The organism is Brenneria alni, from assembly GCF_003666245.1.
GTDB classification, from domain to species: domain Bacteria; phylum Pseudomonadota; class Gammaproteobacteria; order Enterobacterales; family Enterobacteriaceae; genus Brenneria; species Brenneria alni.
The window spans coordinates 36,818-57,810 of sequence record NZ_MJLZ01000023.1 but is presented as its reverse complement, the minus strand read 5'-3'; the positions used below and the strand labels follow the sequence as shown (position 1 = coordinate 57,810).

General features: G+C 49.9%; 20 protein-coding genes. 9 read left to right on the top strand and 11 right to left on the bottom strand.

Annotated elements, in window-relative coordinates; all coding sequences use genetic code 11:
- Positions 1-169: 169 nt before the first annotated feature.
- Both BIY29_RS11610 and pyk read left to right on the top strand, forming a co-directional pair.
- Positions 170-1,039: a MurR/RpiR family transcriptional regulator gene (locus tag BIY29_RS11610; RefSeq protein WP_121575282.1), complete on the top strand. Its 870-nt coding sequence runs from the start codon at positions 170-172 to the stop codon at positions 1,037-1,039.
- Positions 1,040-1,231: 192 nt separating this feature from the next.
- On the top strand, positions 1,232-2,674 hold the full coding sequence (pyk, locus tag BIY29_RS11605) for a pyruvate kinase (RefSeq protein WP_121575281.1): 1,443 nt from the start codon (positions 1,232-1,234) through the stop codon (positions 2,672-2,674).
- Between the two features lie 190 nt (positions 2,675-2,864).
- Here pyk and lpxM read toward each other — a convergent pair whose 3' ends face one another.
- The 3 genes from lpxM to znuA all read right to left on the bottom strand — a co-directional run bounded on the left by lpxM (position 2,865) and on the right by znuA (position 6,368).
- The gene (gene lpxM, locus BIY29_RS11600; protein WP_121575280.1) at positions 2,865-3,836 is read right to left on the bottom strand and encodes a lauroyl-Kdo(2)-lipid IV(A) myristoyltransferase; all 972 of its coding nucleotides are present in this window, start codon (positions 3,834-3,836) and stop codon (positions 2,865-2,867) included.
- Positions 3,837-3,992: 156 nt separating this feature from the next.
- The gene (mepM, locus tag BIY29_RS11595; protein ID WP_121575279.1) at positions 3,993-5,318 is read right to left on the bottom strand and encodes a murein DD-endopeptidase MepM; all 1,326 of its coding nucleotides are present in this window, start codon (positions 5,316-5,318) and stop codon (positions 3,993-3,995) included.
- 12 nt (positions 5,319-5,330) lie between these two features.
- Positions 5,331-6,368 (bottom strand): zinc ABC transporter substrate-binding protein ZnuA, encoded by a 1,038-nt coding sequence (gene znuA, locus BIY29_RS11590; protein ID WP_121575278.1) that lies wholly within the window; start codon positions 6,366-6,368, stop codon positions 5,331-5,333.
- Positions 6,369-6,442: 74 nt separating this feature from the next.
- Between znuA and znuC the strand changes: the two genes are divergently transcribed.
- Together znuC and znuB are read left to right on the top strand one after the other, a co-directional pair.
- Positions 6,443-7,201 (top strand): zinc ABC transporter ATP-binding protein ZnuC, encoded by a 759-nt coding sequence (gene znuC, locus BIY29_RS11585; RefSeq protein ID WP_121575277.1) that lies wholly within the window; start codon positions 6,443-6,445, stop codon positions 7,199-7,201.
- On the top strand, positions 7,198-7,983 hold the full coding sequence (gene znuB, locus BIY29_RS11580; protein WP_121575276.1) for a zinc ABC transporter permease subunit ZnuB: 786 nt from the start codon (positions 7,198-7,200) through the stop codon (positions 7,981-7,983). Before znuC ends, znuB begins: the two co-directional genes overlap by 4 nt.
- Before the next feature lie 43 nt (positions 7,984-8,026).
- Here znuB and ruvB read toward each other — a convergent pair whose 3' ends face one another.
- From ruvB to aspS, 6 genes are all read right to left on the bottom strand, one after another.
- Positions 8,027-9,031, bottom strand: a complete 1,005-nt coding sequence (ruvB, locus tag BIY29_RS11575; protein ID WP_121575275.1) for a Holliday junction branch migration DNA helicase RuvB — start codon at positions 9,029-9,031, stop codon at positions 8,027-8,029.
- Between the two features lie 7 nt (positions 9,032-9,038).
- Entirely contained in the window at positions 9,039-9,656 is a 618-nt protein-coding gene (gene ruvA / locus BIY29_RS11570) for a Holliday junction branch migration protein RuvA (protein ID WP_121575274.1), read from the bottom strand.
- A gap of 89 nt (positions 9,657-9,745) precedes the next feature.
- The gene (gene ruvC / locus BIY29_RS11565; RefSeq protein ID WP_121575273.1) at positions 9,746-10,261 is read right to left on the bottom strand and encodes a crossover junction endodeoxyribonuclease RuvC; all 516 of its coding nucleotides are present in this window, start codon (positions 10,259-10,261) and stop codon (positions 9,746-9,748) included.
- Between the two features lie 60 nt (positions 10,262-10,321).
- On the bottom strand, positions 10,322-11,065 hold the full coding sequence (locus tag BIY29_RS11560; protein ID WP_121575272.1) for a YebC/PmpR family DNA-binding transcriptional regulator: 744 nt from the start codon (positions 11,063-11,065) through the stop codon (positions 10,322-10,324).
- Between the two features lie 23 nt (positions 11,066-11,088).
- Positions 11,089-11,532, bottom strand: coding sequence for a dihydroneopterin triphosphate diphosphatase (gene nudB / locus BIY29_RS11555; RefSeq protein WP_121575271.1), 444 nt, complete (start codon positions 11,530-11,532; stop codon positions 11,089-11,091).
- Between the two features lies 1 nt (position 11,533).
- Complete coding sequence (aspS, locus tag BIY29_RS11550; protein ID WP_121575270.1) at positions 11,534-13,330, bottom strand: aspartate--tRNA ligase; 1,797 nt, start codon at positions 13,328-13,330, stop codon at positions 11,534-11,536.
- Between the two features lie 264 nt (positions 13,331-13,594).
- Between aspS and BIY29_RS11545 the strand changes: the two genes are divergently transcribed.
- The 4 genes from BIY29_RS11545 to cmoB all read left to right on the top strand — a co-directional run bounded on the left by BIY29_RS11545 (position 13,595) and on the right by cmoB (position 16,871).
- Positions 13,595-14,407 carry a DUF72 domain-containing protein gene (locus tag BIY29_RS11545; RefSeq protein WP_121575269.1) on the top strand — a complete coding sequence of 271 codons (813 nt, stop codon included), beginning with the start codon at positions 13,595-13,597 and terminating at the stop codon, positions 14,405-14,407.
- Positions 14,408-14,596: 189 nt separating this feature from the next.
- The gene (locus tag BIY29_RS11540) at positions 14,597-14,992 is read left to right on the top strand and encodes an MAPEG family protein (protein WP_121575288.1); all 396 of its coding nucleotides are present in this window, start codon (positions 14,597-14,599) and stop codon (positions 14,990-14,992) included.
- Between the two features lie 167 nt (positions 14,993-15,159).
- Positions 15,160-15,903 (top strand): carboxy-S-adenosyl-L-methionine synthase CmoA, encoded by a 744-nt coding sequence (gene cmoA, locus BIY29_RS11535; protein WP_121575268.1) that lies wholly within the window; start codon positions 15,160-15,162, stop codon positions 15,901-15,903.
- On the top strand, positions 15,900-16,871 hold the full coding sequence (gene cmoB / locus BIY29_RS11530) for a tRNA 5-methoxyuridine(34)/uridine 5-oxyacetic acid(34) synthase CmoB (RefSeq protein ID WP_121575267.1): 972 nt from the start codon (positions 15,900-15,902) through the stop codon (positions 16,869-16,871). The genes cmoA and cmoB overlap by 4 nt, the downstream gene beginning before the upstream one ends.
- Positions 16,872-17,011: 140 nt before the next feature.
- Here the strand turns inward: cmoB and cutC are convergent, their stop codons facing one another.
- The gene (cutC, locus tag BIY29_RS11525) at positions 17,012-17,779 is read right to left on the bottom strand and encodes a copper homeostasis protein CutC (RefSeq protein WP_121575266.1); all 768 of its coding nucleotides are present in this window, start codon (positions 17,777-17,779) and stop codon (positions 17,012-17,014) included.
- 262 nt (positions 17,780-18,041) lie between these two features.
- A complete protein-coding gene (locus BIY29_RS11520) occupies positions 18,042-18,590 on the bottom strand; it encodes a VOC family protein (protein ID WP_121575265.1) in 549 nt (182 codons plus the stop codon).
- Between the two features lie 644 nt (positions 18,591-19,234).
- Between BIY29_RS11520 and argS the strand changes: the two genes are divergently transcribed.
- Positions 19,235-20,965 carry an arginine--tRNA ligase gene (gene argS, locus BIY29_RS11515; protein ID WP_121575264.1) on the top strand — a complete coding sequence of 577 codons (1,731 nt, stop codon included), beginning with the start codon at positions 19,235-19,237 and terminating at the stop codon, positions 20,963-20,965.
- The last annotated feature ends 28 nt before the right edge of the window (positions 20,966-20,993 follow it).

The following is a 20,993-nucleotide window of genomic DNA, read 5'->3' as shown; positions in this document are numbered from 1 at the left end:
CAAATTACTTTTCTGAAAGTTAGACACATGTCATGTTCTGATAAAAAAAGAGTGCAACTTCACGTTTTGCCCTCTGCAAACCTTCACAGGGGCGTAGTATATTTTCACGAAATTCACATTGGCTGCTCCTTTAGTTGAAATCGGGGAAAACTTACATGGCCCTTGTCATATGAATATATTGGAAAAAATTCAGAGTCACCTGGAGCTTCTGAGTAAATCGGAAAGAAAGGTCGCTGAAGTGATCCTGAGCGCTCCGCAAACGGCAATCCATTCAAGTATTGCAACCCTGGCCAGGATGGCTGTCGTTAGTGAACCCACAGTCAACCGTTTCTGCCGTCGTCTTGAAACGAAAGGGTTTCCTGATTTTAAACTACATCTGGCGCAAAGTCTGGCGAATGGAACACCTTATGTGAATCGCAACGTAGAAGAAGATGATAGTGTTGATTCCTATACCAGCAAAATCTTTGAATCTACGATGGCCGGGCTGGAACATGTGAAATCCTGTCTGGATATTGCTGCGATTAACCGGGCGGTGGATTTGCTGACGCAGGCGAAAAAGATCTCCTTCTTTGGTTTTGGCGCATCGTCGGCGGTAGCGCATGATGCCATGAACAAGTTCTTTCGTTTTAATATTCCCGTTGTGTACTTTGACGACATTGTGATGCAACGGATGAGCTGTATGAACTCCAGCGAGGGGGACGTTGTCGTGCTTATTTCACACACCGGAAGGACGAAAAGTCTGGTTGAGATGGCACGTTTGGCCCGTGAGAATGACGCTACAGTGATCGCCATCACTTCCGATGGAACGCCTCTGGCGCGTGAAGCATCCCTCACACTGCGTGTTGATGTCCCGGAAGATACGGATGTTTACATGCCGATGGTATCCCGTACGGCGCAACTCACCCTTATTGACGTGCTGGCTACCGGTTTCACACTACGCCGTGGTGCAAAATTCAGAGATAACTTGAAGCGAGTCAAGGAAGCATTACGAGAATCGCGCTTTGATAAAGAAGAAGGTTTTATTAACCCTCTTAGTTGATTTTTAATACTTAAAGTGTTTTGTTTTTATTTTGTTATAACTAATTGAAATAAGAGATATAATAACAACAAATTAGACTCAACACGGAATTCGGGTAACGAGGCTGAAATAGTTTCGTCGTAAAGTTACACTTTACATGGTTATCCGACATTAATCGCAACACTACTGCTTCACAAGTCAACGGAGTTATACATGTCCAGACGGCTCAGAAGAACCAAAATTGTCACAACCCTGGGGCCAGCTACGGATCGCGACAATAATCTGGAAAAGATTATTGCTGCAGGCGCTAACGTAGTACGCCTGAATTTTTCTCATGGCACAGCAGAAGACCATCAATTACGTGCCAATAAAGTTCGTGAAATTGCGGCAAAATTAGGCCGCCATGTTGCCATTCTTGGTGATCTACAGGGGCCAAAAATCCGAGTTTCCACCTTCAAGGAAGGTAAAATTTTTCTGAACATCGGTGATAAATTCCTGTTGGACGCAAATATGTCCAAAGGTGAAGGCGATAAAGAAAAAGTCGGTATTGATTATAAAGGCCTGCCTGGTGACGTTATCCCTGGCGACATTCTGTTATTGGATGATGGCCGTGTACAATTGAAAGTCCTTCAGGTTGAAGGCATGAAAGTTTACACCGAAGTCACTGTCGGCGGTCCACTATCTAACAACAAAGGGATTAACAAGCTCGGCGGCGGTCTTTCTGCACAAGCGCTAACGGAAAAAGATAAAGAAGACATTATCATTGCCGCAAAAATCAATGTTGATTATCTGGCTGTTTCCTTCCCTCGCACCGGCGAAGATCTGAATTATGCCCGACGCCTTGCTCGCGACGCGGGCTGCCACGCAAAAATCGTTTCTAAAGTCGAGCGGGCAGAAGCAGTTAGCTCCGATGAAGCGATGGACGATATCATCCTGGCGTCTGACGTCGTGATGGTTGCACGGGGTGATTTGGGCGTCGAAATTGGCGACCCTGAATTAGTCGGCATTCAGAAAAAGCTCATTCGCCGTGCGCGTAAACTTAATCGTGCAGTGATTACCGCGACGCAAATGATGGAATCGATGATCACTAATCCGATGCCAACCCGGGCTGAAGTGATGGACGTGGCAAATGCCGTGCTGGATGGTACGGATGCGGTTATGCTCTCTGCTGAAACCGCAGCAGGACAGTACCCGGCCGAAACGGTATCCGCAATGGCGAAAGTTTGTCTTGGGGCGGAAAAAATCCCCAGCATCAATGTCTCCAAACACCGCCTTGATGTGCAGTTCGATAATATTGAAGAATCAATCGCGATGTCTTCAATGTATGCCGCTAACCATCTGAAAGGGGTGACCGCTCTGATTGCCATGACAGAATCAGGACGCACCGCGCTGATGATGTCCCGTATCAGTTCCGGTCTGCCCATTTTCGCCATGTCGCGCCATGAACGCACACTAAATCTGGCCGCACTTTATCGTGGTGTTACGCCAGTACATTTTGACAGCTATACCGATGGCGTGGCCGCTGCCAATGATGCCGTCATTCTGCTGCGCGATAAGGGGTTCCTGATGTCCGGAGATCTGGTCATCGTGACTCAGGGTGATGTTATGGGTACGGTTGGCACCACCAATACAATCCGTATACTGCGGGTGGAGTAATCGGCAAAACAGGCTGGCGCTATAACGCGTTTAGATAAGAAGCCGGACGACTCGCCCCTATCGTCCGGCTCTTTTACTCCCCCATCTCTCCGTGTCGCCACCGCGTGACGTTAAAAATCCGCCCTGCGTATTTATGGTGTCTGCATAACGGCTACTCATCCCGTAATGTACTGAGTGAAGCTGGAACATACTAATTGCGGTAAAGATCGTCCCGGCAATAAGGCTCTACTTCTCCCGGTTTACGGGTTTTCAGTAATTTCAAGATCCAGGTATATTGCTCTGGATTGGGTCTGACCAGGATCTCAACTTCCTCATTCATGCGGCGGGCAATATATTCATTGTCAGCGTTGGTCAGATCATCCATCGGCGGACGGATAAACACATCCAGACAACCGGTTTTCGCGTTATACACGGGGAATAGAGGAACAATATCCGCATTACACACCTTCATCAAACGGCCTATTGCGGGTAAAGTTGCCTTATAGGTGGCAAAAAAATCCACAAACTCGCTGTGTTCCACGCCATGATCCTGATCGGGAAGATAATATCCCCAACACCCTTGCCGTACAGAACTGATGAAAGGCTTTATGCCATCATTACGCGCATGTATCCGGCCACCAAAGCGACGACGCAGCGTATTCCACCAAAAGTCTATCAGCGCATTTTTCTGGTTGTGAACCAAAGCAGCCATGCGTTGCCCGCGTGCGGTCATTAGCATGGCTGGGATATCCACGGCCCAGCCATGTGGCACCAAAAAAATCACATTTCTCTGCTGCTCCTTTAACTTATGCAGTATCTCTTCACCATGCCAGCGGACATATTTTTCCACACTTTCAGGGTCACGGATCCCCACATCCGCCATCATGACCATTGCCTGCGGTGCGGTAGCGAACATATTGTCGATGATGGTTTCACGCTGGGCTTCCGTTAACTCCGGCATACAGTACAGCAGATTAATACGCGCACGCCGACGCGCACCCTTGGAAAACCGCCCAACGACGCGGCCTAGCCCCCCCAGGAAAGGATTTCTCAAACGAGCAGGGATATAGGCAGCGACGGCCATAGCCCCGACACCCAGCCAGGTTCCCCAATATCGCGGATGATAAAAGGCTCGCTGGAACTGAGGAACAAACTCAGCGCCCGTTTTTTTCTCTTTTTCCATGCGTAAACTCTTCAAATAAATTATGAGGTAATAATAATTGCCAACCGCCGTTTTGCAATTATCGTCGCCATAGTCCACCAAAAAGCAATAATATCAGGAACCTATAAATAAAAACGCCGGCAGCAAGCTACCGGCTGAAAAAACACTACCCAAAAATCAATCGAACTGAAGCTGTGGAACAACCTCTTTCACCTGCGCCAGATAATCGCGGCGTTCTTTGCCTGTCAGGCCTTCAGATCGTGGCAGCTTGACCGTCAAGGGATTTACCGCCTGTTGGTTTACCCAGAACTCATAATGCAAATGCGGCCCAGTAGAACGCCCGGTATTACCCGATAAAGCAATGCGATCGCCACGCTTAATCTTTTGACCTGGTTTTACCAGTATGCGATTCAGGTGCATGTAGCGCGTGGTATACTGCCGACCGTGTCGTATCGCAATATAGTTACCCGCAGCACCGCTGCGTTTGGCAATTATCACTTCTCCATCACCGACTGCCAGCACTGGAGAACCCACCGGCATGGCAAAATCAACACCTTTATGCGGCGCGACACGGCCAGTAACAGGATTAAGACGGCGGGGACTGAAGTTAGAAGAGATACGGAACTGTTTCATGGTAGGAAAACGCATAAACCCACGCGCCAAGCCGGAACCTTCACGATCATAAAATTTACCGTCTTCGGCACGGATCGCAAAATAATCCTTACCGCCAGTGTTCAGGCGAACACCCAATAATTCGCTTTGTTCGCTACGGCCATCCAGTATCTCACGGGACATTAGCACGGAGAAAGTGTCATCTTTACGCAGCTTGCGAAAATCAAGTTGCCATTGCAACGCTTTGATTACTGCACTGACTTCACTATTGGTTAAGCCTGCATTTTTGGCGCTGCTGACAAAACTGCCGTTCAGCCGACCATTTAACACGCTATTGCGCCATTCCCCCTTCAACATTTCGATCCGCTCTTTGAAATCGGAACCGACGCGTTCATAAATCCGGGTTTCCCGGCGGGACATTTGCCAGGTCAGATTCTGCAATTCACCATTATCACCCAACACCCAGGATAGTTGCTGACCAATTTTAAGATTACGCAAAGCCCGATTTTGCTCGGCAAGCTTGGTGACTTCCGCGATATCTATGCCGTACTGCGTGAGAATGCTGCTTAACGTATCACCGGTTGAAACCACATATTCATGCACACCGCCATCATCAGCGACTTTATCATCCAGCTCATCCTGCGGGATTTCATCATCCGGCGTGGGTTGATCGATAGGTTCGCTGGCCTCTGGCGTAAGCGCACGCAACTGCTGGCTGGCTTCCAGAGCGATATCTTTCACTATCACCGGGGCATCATTAACGGGGGGATAAACAAATGGCCGCCAAACAGCAACGGCCAATGTGACAACGGTAAGAGACCCCAACATGACACGGTGGGGTCTTGGTAAACTGTTATACGCCAGAGCGATAGTTCGGACTACCTGCTGCACTTATTCGTATCCTCATGATTTTTCCTCCAGGCAGCTCAGATACTGGTTCGACAACTGTGATAAGAAATTCACATAGCTATCTTTACCCAGTGCGATATCGCTTCCCAATGGGTCCAGCACGCCCGAGCGTACGTCAGTTCCCTTGGCGACAGCATTAATAACGGCTGGCCTGAATTGTGGTTCAGCAAAAACACATACGGCTTTATGCTCAACCAACTGTGTTCGAATCTCGTGTAAGCGCTGTGCTCCGGGTTGAATCGCCGGATTGATCGTAAAATAACCTAATGGGCTTAAACCATAGCGTTGCTCAAAGTAACCATAGGCATCATGAAATACGAAATAACCTTTACCCCGCACAGGCGCTAGCATGTTAGCAATTTTTTTATCTGTTTGCGCAATTTTATCTGTGAAATAAAGCAGATTCGCGTTTAGTTTGTCTTTATTTTGAGGCATAAGTTCCAATAATTTTGCATGTATAGCATTTGCCGCCTGTTTTGACATCTCTGGTGACAGCCAAATGTGCATATTGTACTCGCCGTGGTGATGTCCATCGTCCTCTTCTGCCGGTGTTGAGCCAGCGGCATGATCATGTTCACCTGCGTGGTCTTCACCTTCATGGTGCCCACTATCATGGTGTTCATTTTCGTGCTCATTGTCGTCATCAGCGTGCTGATGTTTTGCTTCTTTTATCAGTTGTGCTTTTATTGCCGGTAATTCAGATAACGTAATCTGCTTTGCAGGCGCAATCTGTGACATCGGTTTTCCTAAAAAGGCTTCCATTTCAGGCCCGACCCAGATAACCAGATCGGCAGATTGTAAACGCTGTACATCGGAGGGACGCAAGGCATAATCGTGAGGTGAAGCGCCTGTGGGCAACAGAACGTCAGTTGGCGTAATGCCTTCCGTTATCGCTGAGGCGATAAACCCCAGCGGACGGATAGATGTTAGAACTTCGGCGGAAGCAGCGTTAATAGACGAGTAAGAAATCATCAGTGCGCTGGCGACATACACACTTTTTAACCATTTATTTTGCTGAAAATGCACGTGCATCGTATCTTGTCCCATCGATTTAATATGTGATTTGTTATATTATAACATTACAGAATCTCTGCAAACCAAATTTTATGTCCACATTGGTATCACTCCATAATATTTCAGTGTCATTTGGCAGCAGAAAAGTGTTGTCAGACATCTCATTATCTTTACAGCCGGGACGCATTCTTACGCTCCTGGGACCTAATGGTGCCGGGAAATCAACGCTGGTCCGCGTTGTGTTGGGCCTGCTGCCGCCCACCTCGGGCAGGTTGCAAAAAACGCCAGGATTGCGCATTGGCTACGTCCCGCAAAAGCTGCATCTCGACACCACACTACCATTGACCGTCAGCCGTTTTATGCGCCTGCGCTCCGGCGTTAAACAACAGGATATTTTACCCGCGCTGAAACGCGTTCATGCCGCCCACCTGCTACAACAGCCGATGCAAAAACTGTCCGGTGGGGAAAACCAGCGAGTTCTGCTGGCCCGTGCGTTGATAAACAATCCACAGTTACTGGTATTGGATGAGCCGACACAGGGCGTAGACGTCAACGGCCAGATCGCGCTTTATGACTTGATCAATCAACTTCGTCAGGAATTTAATTGTGGAGTATTGATGGTTTCCCATGATCTGCATCTGGTGATGGCCAAAACCGATGAAGTTCTATGCCTTAACCAGCATGTCTGTTGTTCGGGTACGCCGGAAGTGGTGTCTCTGCATCCCGAATTTTTAGCTATGTTCGGCCATCACGGTACTGAGCAGTTAGCCATTTACCGGCATCATCATAATCATCGTCACGACTTAAACGGGCGCATCATTCTGAAAAAACGAGGTGGAAGCGACGCATGATTGAACTTCTTTTTCCCGGTTGGCTGGCTGGGATCTTTTTAGCCATTGCGGCAGGCCCGCTGGGTTCGTTTGTTGTCTGGCGACGTATGTCCTACTTCGGCGATACGCTGGCTCATGCATCCTTGTTAGGGGTTGCCTTTGGCTTACTGCTGGACATTAATCTGTTCTATGCCGTTATTGCCGTTACGCTGGCGCTGGCGCTTGGTCTGGTCTGGCTGGAGCGTCGTCCCTATCTGGCGATTGACACTCTGTTGGGAATTATGGCGCACAGCGCACTTTCGCTCGGTCTGGTGGTGGTCAGCCTGATGGATAACGTCCGTGTGGATTTGATGGCGTATCTGTTCGGGGATTTACTCTCTGTCACCACCAACGATCTATGTATCATCGGCTGTGGCGTAGCCGTAGTAATTGCGGTGCTGAGTTGGCAATGGCAGGCGCTATTATCCATGACAATCAGCCCGGAACTGGCGCATGTTGATGGCGTCAACCTGGCGCGCACCAAGCTGATTCTGATGCTGATCACCGCGCTGACTATTGGTATCGCCATGAAGTTTGTCGGGGCATTAATCATTACGTCGTTGCTGATTATTCCCGCCGCCAGCGCCCGCCGCTTTGCCCACACACCGGAACAGATGGCTGGCTTCGCGGTGGGCGCCGGTATGGTGGCGATCACCGGGGGTCTGGCGTTTTCCGCTGGCTACAACACGCCTGCCGGGCCGTCGGTGGTGCTCTGCGCGTCACTGCTGTTTATTGCCAGCTTAATTAAGAAACAACCAACCTGATTCCGATTAAGCCGTGAGTGGAGCATTGAGGCGCGTGAGGAGATTATTCCTCACGCGCCAGGCCAAAATGGCGATACGCATGTTGCGTCGCCATTCTCCCCCGCGGGGTACGTTGGATAAAACCCTGCTGGATCAGATAAGGTTCCAGCACATCCTCAATGGTTTCCCGCTCTTCGCCGATTGCCGCTGCCAGGTTATCCAACCCCACCGGGCCGCCCATGAATTTATCAATAATCGCCAACAGCAGTTTGCGATCCATATAATCGAAACCTTCGCTATCCACGGCCAGCATATCCAGTGCCAGCGTTGCGACTTCTCCGGTGATGGCGCCTTCAGATTTAACCTCTGAGAAATCACGCACGCGGCGCAGTAGTCGATTCGCAATACGCGGCGTACCGCGCGAGCGCCGGGCAACTTCCAGCGAACCGTCATAGGTGAGATCAAGCCCCAAACATTGTGCACTGCGGCTGACGATATATTGCAGATCGGCAACTTTGTAATATTCCAGTCGTTGGACAATACCAAAACGGTCGCGCAACGGCGCCGTTAGCGAGCCTGCGCGAGTGGTCGCGCCAATAAGTGTAAAGGGCGGCAAATCCAGTTTAATCGAACGGGCGGCAGGCCCCTCGCCAATCATGATATCCAGTTGATAATCTTCCATTGCCGGATACAGGACTTCTTCAATCACTGGCGATAAGCGATGGATTTCATCGATAAATAGGACATCATGCGGTTCGAGGTTGGTCAGCAACGCTGCCAAATCCCCGGCTTTTTCCAGTATCGGGCCAGAGGTGGTTCGCAGATTAACCCCCATCTCGTTGGCCACGATGTTTGCCAGCGTGGTTTTCCCCAGACCGGGAGGGCCGAAAATCAGCAGATGATCCAAGGCATCACCACGCTTACGCGCCGCCTCAATGAAAATCTCCATCTGTTCGCAGACCTGAGGCTGACCGACATATTCCGCCAAAAGTTTCGGACGAATAGCGCGGTCAATAAATTCCTCTTCGGGGATGGCCTCTGCGGAAATCAAGCGATCTGCTTCAATCATGAATACCTCACAGCGCAGCGCGTAGCGCGTCCCTGATCAGGGTTTCGCAGTCTGAATCAGGGCGGACAACCCTGGCGATTAACCGACTGGCTTCCTGGGGCTTATAGCCCAGGGCAATCAGCGCAGAAGCAGCCTCACTTTCCGGATCGCCAATCATATTATTTGCGGAGGGCGGCGAGGTTAATGGGATATCTCCGACTGGATTAAACAGATCGCCACTCAGACCTTTAAGGCGATCTTTCATTTCAACCACCAGGCGTTCAGCGGTTTTTTTACCGACGCCGGGCAGCTTAATCAGTGCGCCGATCTCCTCCCGCTCAACCGCACTGACAAATTGCGTGGCTGACATACCGGAAAGGATGGCCAATGCCAGTTTCGGCCCCACGCCATTCACTTTAATCAGCTCACGGAACAATGCCCTCTCCTGTTTATCATTAAAACCAAACAGCAGTTGAGCATCTTCACGTACTACAAAATGGGTAAAAATGACGGCTTCCTGAGAAAGCGCCGGGAGCTCGTAAAAGCACGTCATCGGCATGTGAACTTCATAGCCAACGCCATTGGTTTCTATCAGTACCTGCGGCGGTTGCTTTTCCAGAATAATGCCTCTGAGACGACCTATCACGCTCTCTTCCTTTATCTATTATCAACCAAGAATGTTTATAGCTTATAACATAAAAAAAGCTGGATGAATATCCAGCTTGCGTTTCAGCGTCACCGCCCATGTGCCGGATGACGTTTCTCGATGCCAAGACGGATCAGGTTCTGGTTAAAGTGACAGTGGGTGATGGCAATAGCCAGCGCATCGGCGGCATCTGCCTGCGGGCTGGCGGATAGCTTGAGCAACGAGCGAACCATGTGCTGCACCTGCTTTTTATCGGCCGCGCCCGTGCCCACCACGGTTTGCTTCACCAGTCGGGCGGCGTACTCAAACACCGGTAAATCACGATTCACCGCCGCCACAATCGCCGCACCGCGCGCCTGCCCCAGTTTGAGGGCTGAATCGGGATTCTTCGCCATAAAGACCTGCTCAATGGCAAAACAATCCGGGTGAAACTGCGTAATAATTTCACTTACGCCAGAATAAATCAGCTTGAGACGCGTGGGCAAATCATCGACAACGGTACGAATACACCCGCTGCCGAGATAAGTAAGCCGACGCCCATGCTGGCGGATAATGCCATACCCCGTCACACGCGAACCGGGATCGATACCGAGGATGATTGTCATTGTAACGCTCCGCCGGTTCGCCAGACAGAGAGACGCCCTCTTTCCATCATCGTGTCGCCATTATAGTAATTCGGCCACCTCATCGGAGATCTCACCGTTGTGGTAAACCTCCTGCACATCATCGCAATCTTCCAGCATGTCGATCAGGCGCATTAACTTCGGTGCGGTTTCTGCATCCATATCCGCTTTGGTCGAGGGGATCATGGAAACTTCAGCCGCCTCAGCCACCAGCCCCGCCGCATCCAGAGCATCTTTGACTTCACCGAACGTTTCCCACGGAGTGAAGACATCAATAGCGCCGTCGTCATAAGTCACCACGTCGTCCGCACCCGCTTCCAACGCGGCATCCATCACCGTATCTTCGTCCAGACCAGGCGCGTAGGAGATAACGCCTTTTTTAGTGAACAGATAAGCAACAGAGCCGTCCGTACCAAGATTACCGCCGCTCTTGGTGAAAGCATGGCGAACTTCAGAAACCGTACGGTTGCGGTTGTCACTCAGGCATTCAACCATGACTGCCGTACCGCCGGGGCCGTAACCTTCGTAAATGATGGTTTCCATGTTATTGTCTTCGTCACCGCCCACACCGCGGGCAATGGCACGGTTCAGCGTATCGCGCGTCATATTGTTGGACAGGGCTTTATCGATGGCGGCACGCAGGCGCGGGTTTGACCCCGGATCGCCGCCCCCCAGTCTGGCGGCGGTGACCAATTCGCGGATAATCTTGGTGAAAATTTTGCCGCGTTTGGCGTCTTGTGCTGCTTTACGATGCTTTGTGTTGGCCCACTTACTATGACCTGCCATAAAAATCTCCGAAAAAAGCCTGTTCAGGCCGGATAAATAACAAATTCCTCAATCGCCTGCCGGTTACTCCACGACTTGGTAAGCTGCGCCGCATTTGGCGCATCAAGCCACCGGTAAGCGAGATGTTCGGTAATGACCACCTCGCGTTCCACGGGTAACGCCAGACAGAACCAATGTTCCGTATTGCGCGTCACGCCCGGCGCATAGCGACGTCTCAAATGAGCAAAAAGCTCAAACTCAATACAGCGCTGACAGTCAAAGAGTGATAATGCCTCTGCGGCTATATCAATATTAACTTCTTCTTTGACCTCACGCTGTGCGGCATACACCGTGCTTTCCCCCTCTTCAAGGCTACCGGTCACGGATTGCCAGAAATCAGGATCGTCACGCCGTTGCAGCATCAGCACCCGTCCGGTATCACGTGCATAAATCACCACCAGAACCGACACAGGTCGCTTGTATGCCATATCATTGGTTCTCGAGTTTACTGTCCTGCGCCGCTTTCCCTTTGCCCACCACCGCAATCGACAATTCGTCCAGCGCGGTTGGGTTGGCAAAGCTTGGCGCTTCCGTCATCAGACAAGCGGCAGCCGTGGTTTTCGGGAAAGCAATAACATCACGAATATTATCGGTGCCGGTCAGTAGCATCACCAGACGATCCAGGCCGAATGCCAGTCCGGCATGTGGTGGTGTGCCAAATTTGAGCGCATCCAACAGGAAACCGAATTTTTCACGCTGTTCGTGTTCATTGATACCGAGGATACCAAACACCGTTTGCTGCATATCCCCGTTATGAATACGCACCGAACCGCCGCCCACTTCATAACCGTTCAATACCATGTCATAGGCGTTGGCAATCGCCGCTACCGGGTTCGCCGCCAACGCGTCGGGCGTCATATCGCACGGCGCAGTAAACGGATGGTGCATGGCCGCCAACCCGCCCTCGCCGTCTTCTTCAAACATTGGGAAATCAATAACCCACAACGGCTCCCAACTCCCTTCTCTGGTCAACTTCAGATCGCGGCCCAGTTTCAGACGCAACGCCCCCAGCGCGTCCGTCACCACTTTGGCGCTGTCGGCGCCAAAGAACAGAATATCGCCGTCGGCAGCGCCGGTACGCTCCAGCAGCGCAGACAAGACATCTTCACTGAGGAATTTTGCGACCGGGCTTTGCACCCCTTCAAGACCTTTGGCCCGCTCATTGACCTTGATATAGGCCAACCCTTTCGCGCCATAAATTTCGATAAATTTGCCGTATTCATCAATCTGCTTACGGCTCAGTTGCGCGCCGCCCGGTACACGGATCACCGCAACACGCCCCTTTGCGTCGTTTGCCGGGCCGGAGAACACCTTGAATTCGATATTTTTTACCAGATCGGCCACATCCACCAGTTCCAGCGGGTTGCGCAGATCCGGTTTGTCCGACCCAAAACGGCGCATGGCATCGGCAAAAGTCATGACCGGGAAATCCCCAAGATCCACGCCTTTGATTTCCAGCCACAGTTCACGCACCAGTTTTTCCATCACTTCACGCACCTGCGGGGCGGTCATGAACGAGGTTTCCACATCGATCTGGGTAAATTCCGGCTGGCGGTCGGCGCGTAAATCTTCGTCGCGGAAGCATTTGACGATTTGATAATAGCGATCAAAACCGGACATCATCAGCAACTGTTTAAACAACTGAGGTGACTGAGGCAACGCATAGAACTTGCCTTTATGTACCCGGCTCGGCACCAGATAGTCGCGGGCCCCTTCCGGCGTGGCTTTGGTCAGCATCGGGGTTTCAATATCCAGAAAACCGTGCTCATCCATAAAGCGACGGACAAAGCTGGTAATGCGCGCACGCGCTTTCAGGCGCTGGGCCATTTCGGGGCGGCGCAGATCCAGATAACGGTATTTGAGACGCGCTTCTTCGCTGTTGGTCTGGTTAGAGTCCAGCGGCAGCGGCTCGGCGCGGTTAATGATGGTCAGCGCCGTAGCCAGCACTTCAACTTCACCGGTGGCCATGTCTTTATTGATTTGGCTATCTGGACGGGCACGTACTACGCCTTTAAGCTGAATACAGAATTCGTTGCGCAGCTCGGCTGCCTGTTTCAGTACGTCCTGACGATCCGGATCAAAGAATACTTGAACCAAGCCTTCGCGGTCACGCATATCGATAAAAATCAAACCACCCAGATCGCGGCGGCGGTTAACCCAACCGCACAATGTCACTTCCTGGCCCACATGGGACAAATTCAACTGCCCGCAATATTCAGTACGCATCGCTATGTCCTTTTACTCAGCCGCACAACTCACCCTTTTCGCTGCTCATGGCAATCGAAAAGCCGTGGTATCTTAGCTGAACGGCATGGTTTTTCTGGATTACTGTCCGGTGAAAAAAGGCGGTTATTATAAAGGAAATTCACCCAGACGATAAGTATGAAGGTAATGCTCTGCGGCTCGCCCGCACACTCTTTTTGACAATTTTCACTATCGGTTAATGAAATGATCGCTAATATAACGTTAATTTGTTACCGGAACAGAATAATGTATATCGGATTACCTCAATGGCAACATCCTGCCTGGAGTCGTTTAGGATTGCACGATCTGGCTGATTATTCCCGCTACTTTAACTGTGTTGAAGGAAATACCACTTTTTACGCATTACCCAGCCGTGAGCTGGTTATGCGCTGGCGTGATATGACCACCAATGATTTCCGTTTCTGTTTTAAATTTCCATCTGTAATCACTCATCGGGCGGGTTTGCGTCAATGTGAGCAAGAGGTACTGAACTTTTATCAATGTCTGGCTCCCCTGGCATCACGCATTGGACAACTCTGGGTGCAACTGCCTGCCGCCTTCGGCCCGGCCCAGCTTCCTATTCTGTGGCAATTCCTTGATGCGCTGCCGCAAGGGTTCAGCTATGGCGTTGAAGTTCGTCATACTCTATTTTTCGCTAAAGGCGATGAGGAACGCGCCTTGAATCAGGGGTTGCAGCAGCGCGGGATTAACCGCGTTATTCTGGACAGCCGCCCGGTTCATCATGCCGCACCAGACAGTGTGGCGATGCGGGAAGCGCAACGCAAAAAACCACGCTTACCGGTTCATGCCGTGTTAACGGCCACGCAACCTTTAATTCGCTTTATTGGCAGTGAAAACTTGCAGGAAAACCTGCATTGGTTTCAGTCGTGGCTGAATAAACTGCCGCAGTGGCCGCACACTCGGCCTTTTCTGTTTATTCATACGCCTGATATTGGCGATGCGCCACCGCTGGCGCAACAGCTCTGGCCGTTACTGTCCGGTATTATTCCCGCATTGCCGCGACAGCCAGACTGGCCTCAGCAAGAGTCACTGTTTTAATGTCGATGCGCTGGTAGCCGGATAACATTGATAACTATTATGCCTGCTAATGTGTTAGCTCTTTTCCTTAATAAATGGAACCATAACTTCGTTCATATCAAATAAAAAAAGTTGACTTTACAGGCGACAGTTCTGTTTCGGAAAGCTATTATTCCGCCAGCCGTTTTCGGTCAGGTCATGGAGTTAAAAATGGTAAGCGCTCTCTACGTAGTGCTTGGCGCATTGTTGTTGATAAAGTTGTCTATCGACGTTGTAAAACTCAGAATGCAGTACCGCATAGCCTATGGCGACGGTGGATTTTATGAGCTACAGACGGCCATTCGGGTTCATGGCAATGCGGTGGAATATATTCCTATCGGCGCTATTCTACTGGTTTTGATGGAAATGAATGGCGCCATTGTGGCGTTGATCCACCTGTGCGGCATACTGTTGATTGTCGGGCGTCTGTTTCATTACTACGGTTTGCGTCAGCGTGAATTCCGCTGGAGGCGCTCAGGAATGGCGGCAACCTATGTTTCGCTGATCCTGATGTCTGTGACCAATCTCTATTATCTTCCGTGGGAAATGGTTTTTACCCTGTATTAAAACAACCTGTGCGCCATGAGTGAGGCGATAGAACGGATGATTACCCCTGCTTCATTCGTTCTATACAGAGAAGAAGCCAACATACCGGCAACCTGAAAGGTGAAGGGTATACGTCATTCTGCTAGAATGCTCCCCCTCGATTACTACTCTCAGCCATTATTTTTACCATGCCAAACCGCGACCTGCTTTTTTCCGCCCCGATTGCCAATCTGGGTGACTGGACATTCGACGAACGCGTTGCTGAAGTCTTTCCCGATATGATTCAGCGATCTGTTCCCGGCTATTCCAACATTATTTCAATGATTGGGATGTTGGCTAAACGCTTCGTGCAACCGGATAGTCAGGTCTATGATCTGGGCTGCGCGTTGGGTGCCGCAACCTTATCGATGCGTCGCAATGTTCACGTACCTGGCTGTAAAATTATCGCAGTGGATAATTCACCGGCAATGGTAAAACGCTGCCGAAATCATATTGATGCTTTTCGCTCTGACACGCCGGTAGATATCCTCGAAGCCGATATTCTTAATATTGAAATAGAAAATGCCTCTATGGTGGTACTGAATTTCACCCTTCAGTTTCTGGAGGCCGCCAACCGCCAACTATTGATTGACCGAATCTATCGGGGGTTAAAACCAGGTGGCGCACTGGTGTTGTCCGAGAAACTCAGTTTTGCCGATACCAATGTGGACGAGCTGTTATTCAACATGCATCATGATTTCAAACGCGCAAACGGCTACAGCGAATTAGAAATAAGCCAGAAACGCAGCATGTTGGAAAACGTTATGCTGACGGACTCCGTGGACACCCACAAGCGTCGCTTGAAATTGGCGGGCTTTGAGCACGCGGATCTTTGGTTCCAATGCTTTAACTTCGGTTCATTGCTGGCGCTCAAAACAGGGGATAAGGCGTGATCGACTTCGGCAACTTTTATCAGCAAATCGCCAAAGGCCCCCTCAGTCACTGGCTTAATACCCTGCCCTCACAGTTGAGTTGCTGGCAACAGGCATCACTGCACGGTAAATTCAGGCTGTGGTTCAACACGCTGGAACATCTTCCTGCCCTGACGCCCACGCATATTGATCTGACCGACGGCGTGACGGCCAGCATAGCGCCGGATATCACCGCCGGACAACGGGAAGGAATAGAAATGCTGCTGCGCAACCTGATGCCGTGGCGCAAAGGCCCATTTTCGCTTTACGGGGTAAATATTAATACCGAATGGCGATCTGACTGGAAATGGCAGCGCGTTCTTCCGCATATCCGTCCGTTGCGGGACCGTCTGATTCTGGATGTCGGCTGTGGCAGCGGTTACCACCTGTGGCGCATGGTGGGTGAAGGCGCACGCATGGCGGTCGGTATTGACCCCATGCAGTTGTTCTTATGCCAGTTTGAAGCGGTACGTAAACTGCTGGGTGACGATCAGCGCGCTCATGTATTGCCGCTAGGTATCGAACAGTTGCCGGAACTGGCCGCGTTCGACACGGTTTTTTCCATGGGCGTGTTGTATCACCGCCGCTCTCCGCTCGATCATCTGTGGCAGTTGAAAAATCAGTTGGTATCAGATGGCGAGTTGGTGCTGGAGACGCTGGTGATCGAAGGCGATGAAAATCAGGTGCTGGTGCCAGGCGAACGCTATGCTCAGATGCGTAATGTCTACTTTATCCCCTCTGCGGCAGCGCTGATCCAATGGCTGCAAAAATGCGGATTTGTGGACGTCCGGGTCGTGGATATCTGCACCACAACGCCGGAGGAACAGCGCAGAACAGACTGGATGATCAGCGAATCGCTGGCTGACTTCCTTGATCCCGACGATCAAAGTAAAACCGTTGAAGGCTACCCTGCGCCAGTACGCGCCGTGTTGGTCGCCCGAAAGCCCTGACGTTAGCGCAGAAAAAAAGCCCCGGCAACACGCCGGGGCTTGGTACTCGCAAGCAACCTGACGGTATGCTGCGCGGCAAAGGGTGCTCTGGCAGGCTGATAAAGTGCTCAACCTGAAAATGTATACCCTCATCTTGAAACCTAGTGGGCATAGGAAACCGATGATATTTCACGGTCTGGACTCAATGCCCGTTTCATCTCAGCCACCACATCGCCATCAACACAATATTGGCTGAATTCATCCATATCGGTATCAGAACACATGGAAACGCCAATTTTGCGATACCGCATAACAGATGAAGTCCACAGTCCGGCAGAGCTGTGTAACTCCTGAATACCGCTTTGCTGGAATTTATGGAGATTGGTCAATCGCACACCGGATCCTGCCATAATGATTGGACCACGGCTGGCATGAGTTAGTTCACGCAATAATACCAACCCATTTTCCGCCGTCTGCTGTTGCCCGGAGGTGAGAATACGGGTAACACCCAAATCGGTAAGCTGTTCCAGCGCAAGGTATGGGTTCAGACACAGATCGAACGCACGGTGAAAGGTCACCGCCATACCCTGAGACAACGACATGATTTCTTTCATACGCGGTAAATCAATATGTCCTTCAGCATCAAGAATTCCCACAACAACGCCAGGAAACCCCATCTCCCGGATTTGCTCAATATCATATTTAATCGCCGCGAATTCGGTTGCGTTATAGCAAAAGTCACCACCGCGGGGGCGCACAATAGGATGAACGGGAATCGCTATTTTTTCACCGGCAAGACGCAACAATCCGTATCCTGGCGTTAACCCCCCATCCCGTAGCCCGGAACACAGTTCAACCCGATCTGCGCCCGCCTGCTCTGCGGTGATGGCGCACTCAATGCTATAGCAACAGACCTCCAGTTTTGGCATATCCACCTCCGTTTAACGCTGCTAAATACCACTAAATTTCATCTCTCTTAATTATACGAAAATCGCTTGATCATTCTTAATTACGAGAACAACTAACTATGGCATTCAAACGCATATCGTGAGGAGATGATGGTCACAATGAATACGATAAACACATGAAATAAATATGACATAAACCACAATTTTATTAATGTGTTTAACCGAATGATAAATCCTGAAGCAGGTAAACAATCAGTCACGACAATTTTCACTTATCGCTACTTCATCTGTTACCATTTTCACTTGCGATAATATCCCTAATATCAAACGGGTGAAATTTTATGGTTACCTTTCCATTGGTTACTGCCAGCGTCGGATTAGGCATTCGTTCCTTTTCGCCCTGTGGCGAACTGAAGTTAAGTTTTACGCCAGGCGTACGCAATGCTTCATCAGATAAACATGCTAGCGCTCTTTGATGCAATGTCTCAGGCGCACCCGGCAATACCAGTTCTACATGCTCCCATCCCTCATGAGGGTAATGTTTCTTTCCCGGCCAGGGCAACTCAATACAATCAACACGCCAGGGGCCAATGTTGATTGCCGATTCTAAGATAAACAAACTGATAACTCGCCCATTAATCATGTTTTCGGAAAACAGGCTTCCGCGGTTTAACATCTGTTTTTTCCAGCGTTCAGCGGTGGCATTTTGGTGGCAACGCAACGAAATATGATCAGCGTTGAACTGCGTCAAATCCAACTTAAGTCCCTCAGCAAACTTATTTAACTCCTGCTCAAAACGAATCAAATCCACCGCCAAATCTTCAGGTAACATACAGGGTATGAACTCCTCACTCGTCACGTAAACCATCAGAAACTAATTTACATGGTAGTAATATCTGTATCTATAATTTTTATTAATAATGAAGTTATATTTTCACGCTGCTTTTAGTTATTCGTGCTGTCAGCACAGAGGGCGACATAAAATTAGCAAAAACCAACAAGATTGATTAACAAACAAAAATACACTCTGTTGGTCGTCAGCATAGGATATTCCCCCGCAAGTTCTGTTGAGAGTTATCTTAAATAAAAACTTGTCCATTGAATGAAGAAAAGAAAAAGGATAATTTGGACATCCAAATAATAATGTAGAGTCATCACTATGATGCTATTAATTATCTCATTACTGCTGATTATCATCGCGGCATATGCTATTTTTCGCCATTTTAAAACCAGGAATGAACAAAAAATCGGTGTAAATTCCAGAACCAGGAAACGCTAAAAACGTCATAACCGCAGTTCCCCTGCGCCATATAAAAAATTCTATACATCGCCTGAATATCACATTTTTTTACTTCATCTCATCCCCCCTTAATGTGAGCACATTACTCTCCACAGCAACGACCAGCCCCCCATCTGCTGACTCGTAAAGGCAAATATGGTATAAGCAGGGCTTGATTTTTTATTTAAGGTAAACCGGTGAATATTCAGGCTCTTCTCTCCGAAAAAGTCAGCCAGGCATTGGCCGCAGCGGGCGCGCCTGTGGGTAGCGAAGCACAAGTCCGCCAGTCGGCAAAAGTACAGTTTGGCGATTATCAAGCCAACGGCGTAATGGCCGTTGCCAAAAAACTCGGCATACCGCCGCGTCAACTGGCAGAAAAGGTCGTTCAGCTTTTAGCTCTGGATGGCATCGCCGCCAAAACAGACATTGCAGGCCCTGGCTTTATCAACATCTTCCTCGATAAACAGTGGGTTGCCAGTCAGGTAGAGAATGCTCTGAGCGCCCCCAAATTGGGCGTAACACCGGTAGAACCACAGACGATTGTTATTGATTATTCCGCACCCAATGTGGCTAAAGAAATGCACGTTGGCCACCTGCGATCCACCATCATTGGCGATGCGGCGGTGCGTACGCAGGCGTTCCTGGGCCACCATGTCATTCGCGCCAACCATGTCGGTGACTGGGGCACGCAATTTGGAATGCTGATCGCCTATCTCGAAAAAGTGCAAAATGATCACGCTGAAGAGATGGTACTGTCTGACCTTGAAGCGTTCTACCGTGAAGCAAAGAAACATTATGACGAAGATGCCGTGTTCGCTGAACGAGCCCGTAGCTATGTCGTGAAACTACAGGGTGGGGACGAATATTGCCGCCAGATGTGGCGCAAACTCGTTGACATCACCATGACACAAAATCAGATTTCCTATGAGCGTCTTAACGTCACGCTAACGAAAGATGATGTTATGGGTGAGAGCCTGTACAACAGCATGTTGCCCGGTATCGTCACCGATCTGAAAGCGAAAGGTCTGGCGGTTGAGAGTGACGGGGCAACTGTTGTTTTCCTTGATGAATTTAAAAACAAGGAAGGCGAACCTATGGGCGTCATCATTCAGAAAAAAGATGGCGGCTACCTCTATACCACCACTGATATTGCTTGCGCCAAGTATCGTTATGAGACGCTAAAGGCCGACCGGGTGCTTTACTACATCGATTCGCGTCAGCACCAGCATCTGATGCAGGCCTGGACCATTGTGCGTAAGGCGGGTTATGTCCCGGACTCCGTCAGTCTGGAACATCACATGTTCGGCATGATGTTGGGCAAAGATGGCAAGCCGTTTAAGACCCGTGCCGGGGGCACCATTAAACTTTCCGATTTACTGGATGAGGCTTATGAGCGCGCCCGTAAGCTCATCGCCGAAAAAAACCCACAAATGGACGGCGATGAACTGCATGAACTGGCGAAAGTTGTTTCTATCGGTGCGGTAAAATATGCCGATCTGTCCAAGAGCCGCACCACCGATTACATCTTTGACTGGGATAATATGCTGGCATTCGAAGGCAATACTGCGCCTTATATGCAATATGCCTACACCCGCGTTGCGTCGATCTTTAAACGCGCCGGCATTCAGGAAGAAAGCCTGACTCAACCCGTTATGCTGAGTGAAGAGCATGAAATTGCCCTGGCGACCCGTCTGCTGCAATTTGAGGAAACCATCACTACCGTTGCTCGCGACGGGACGCCACATATCATGTGCACCTATCTATATGATTTAGCAGGTTTATTCTCAAGATTTTACGAACACTGCCCAATTTTGAATGCCGAAAATGAGGCGATTCGCCAAAGTCGCCTGAAACTGGCGCTGTTAACGGCCAAAACGCTGAAACAAGGTTTGGATACACTGGGCATCGACACGGTAGAGAAGATGTAAATCGTCGCGTCGAACGAAAAATAAACGC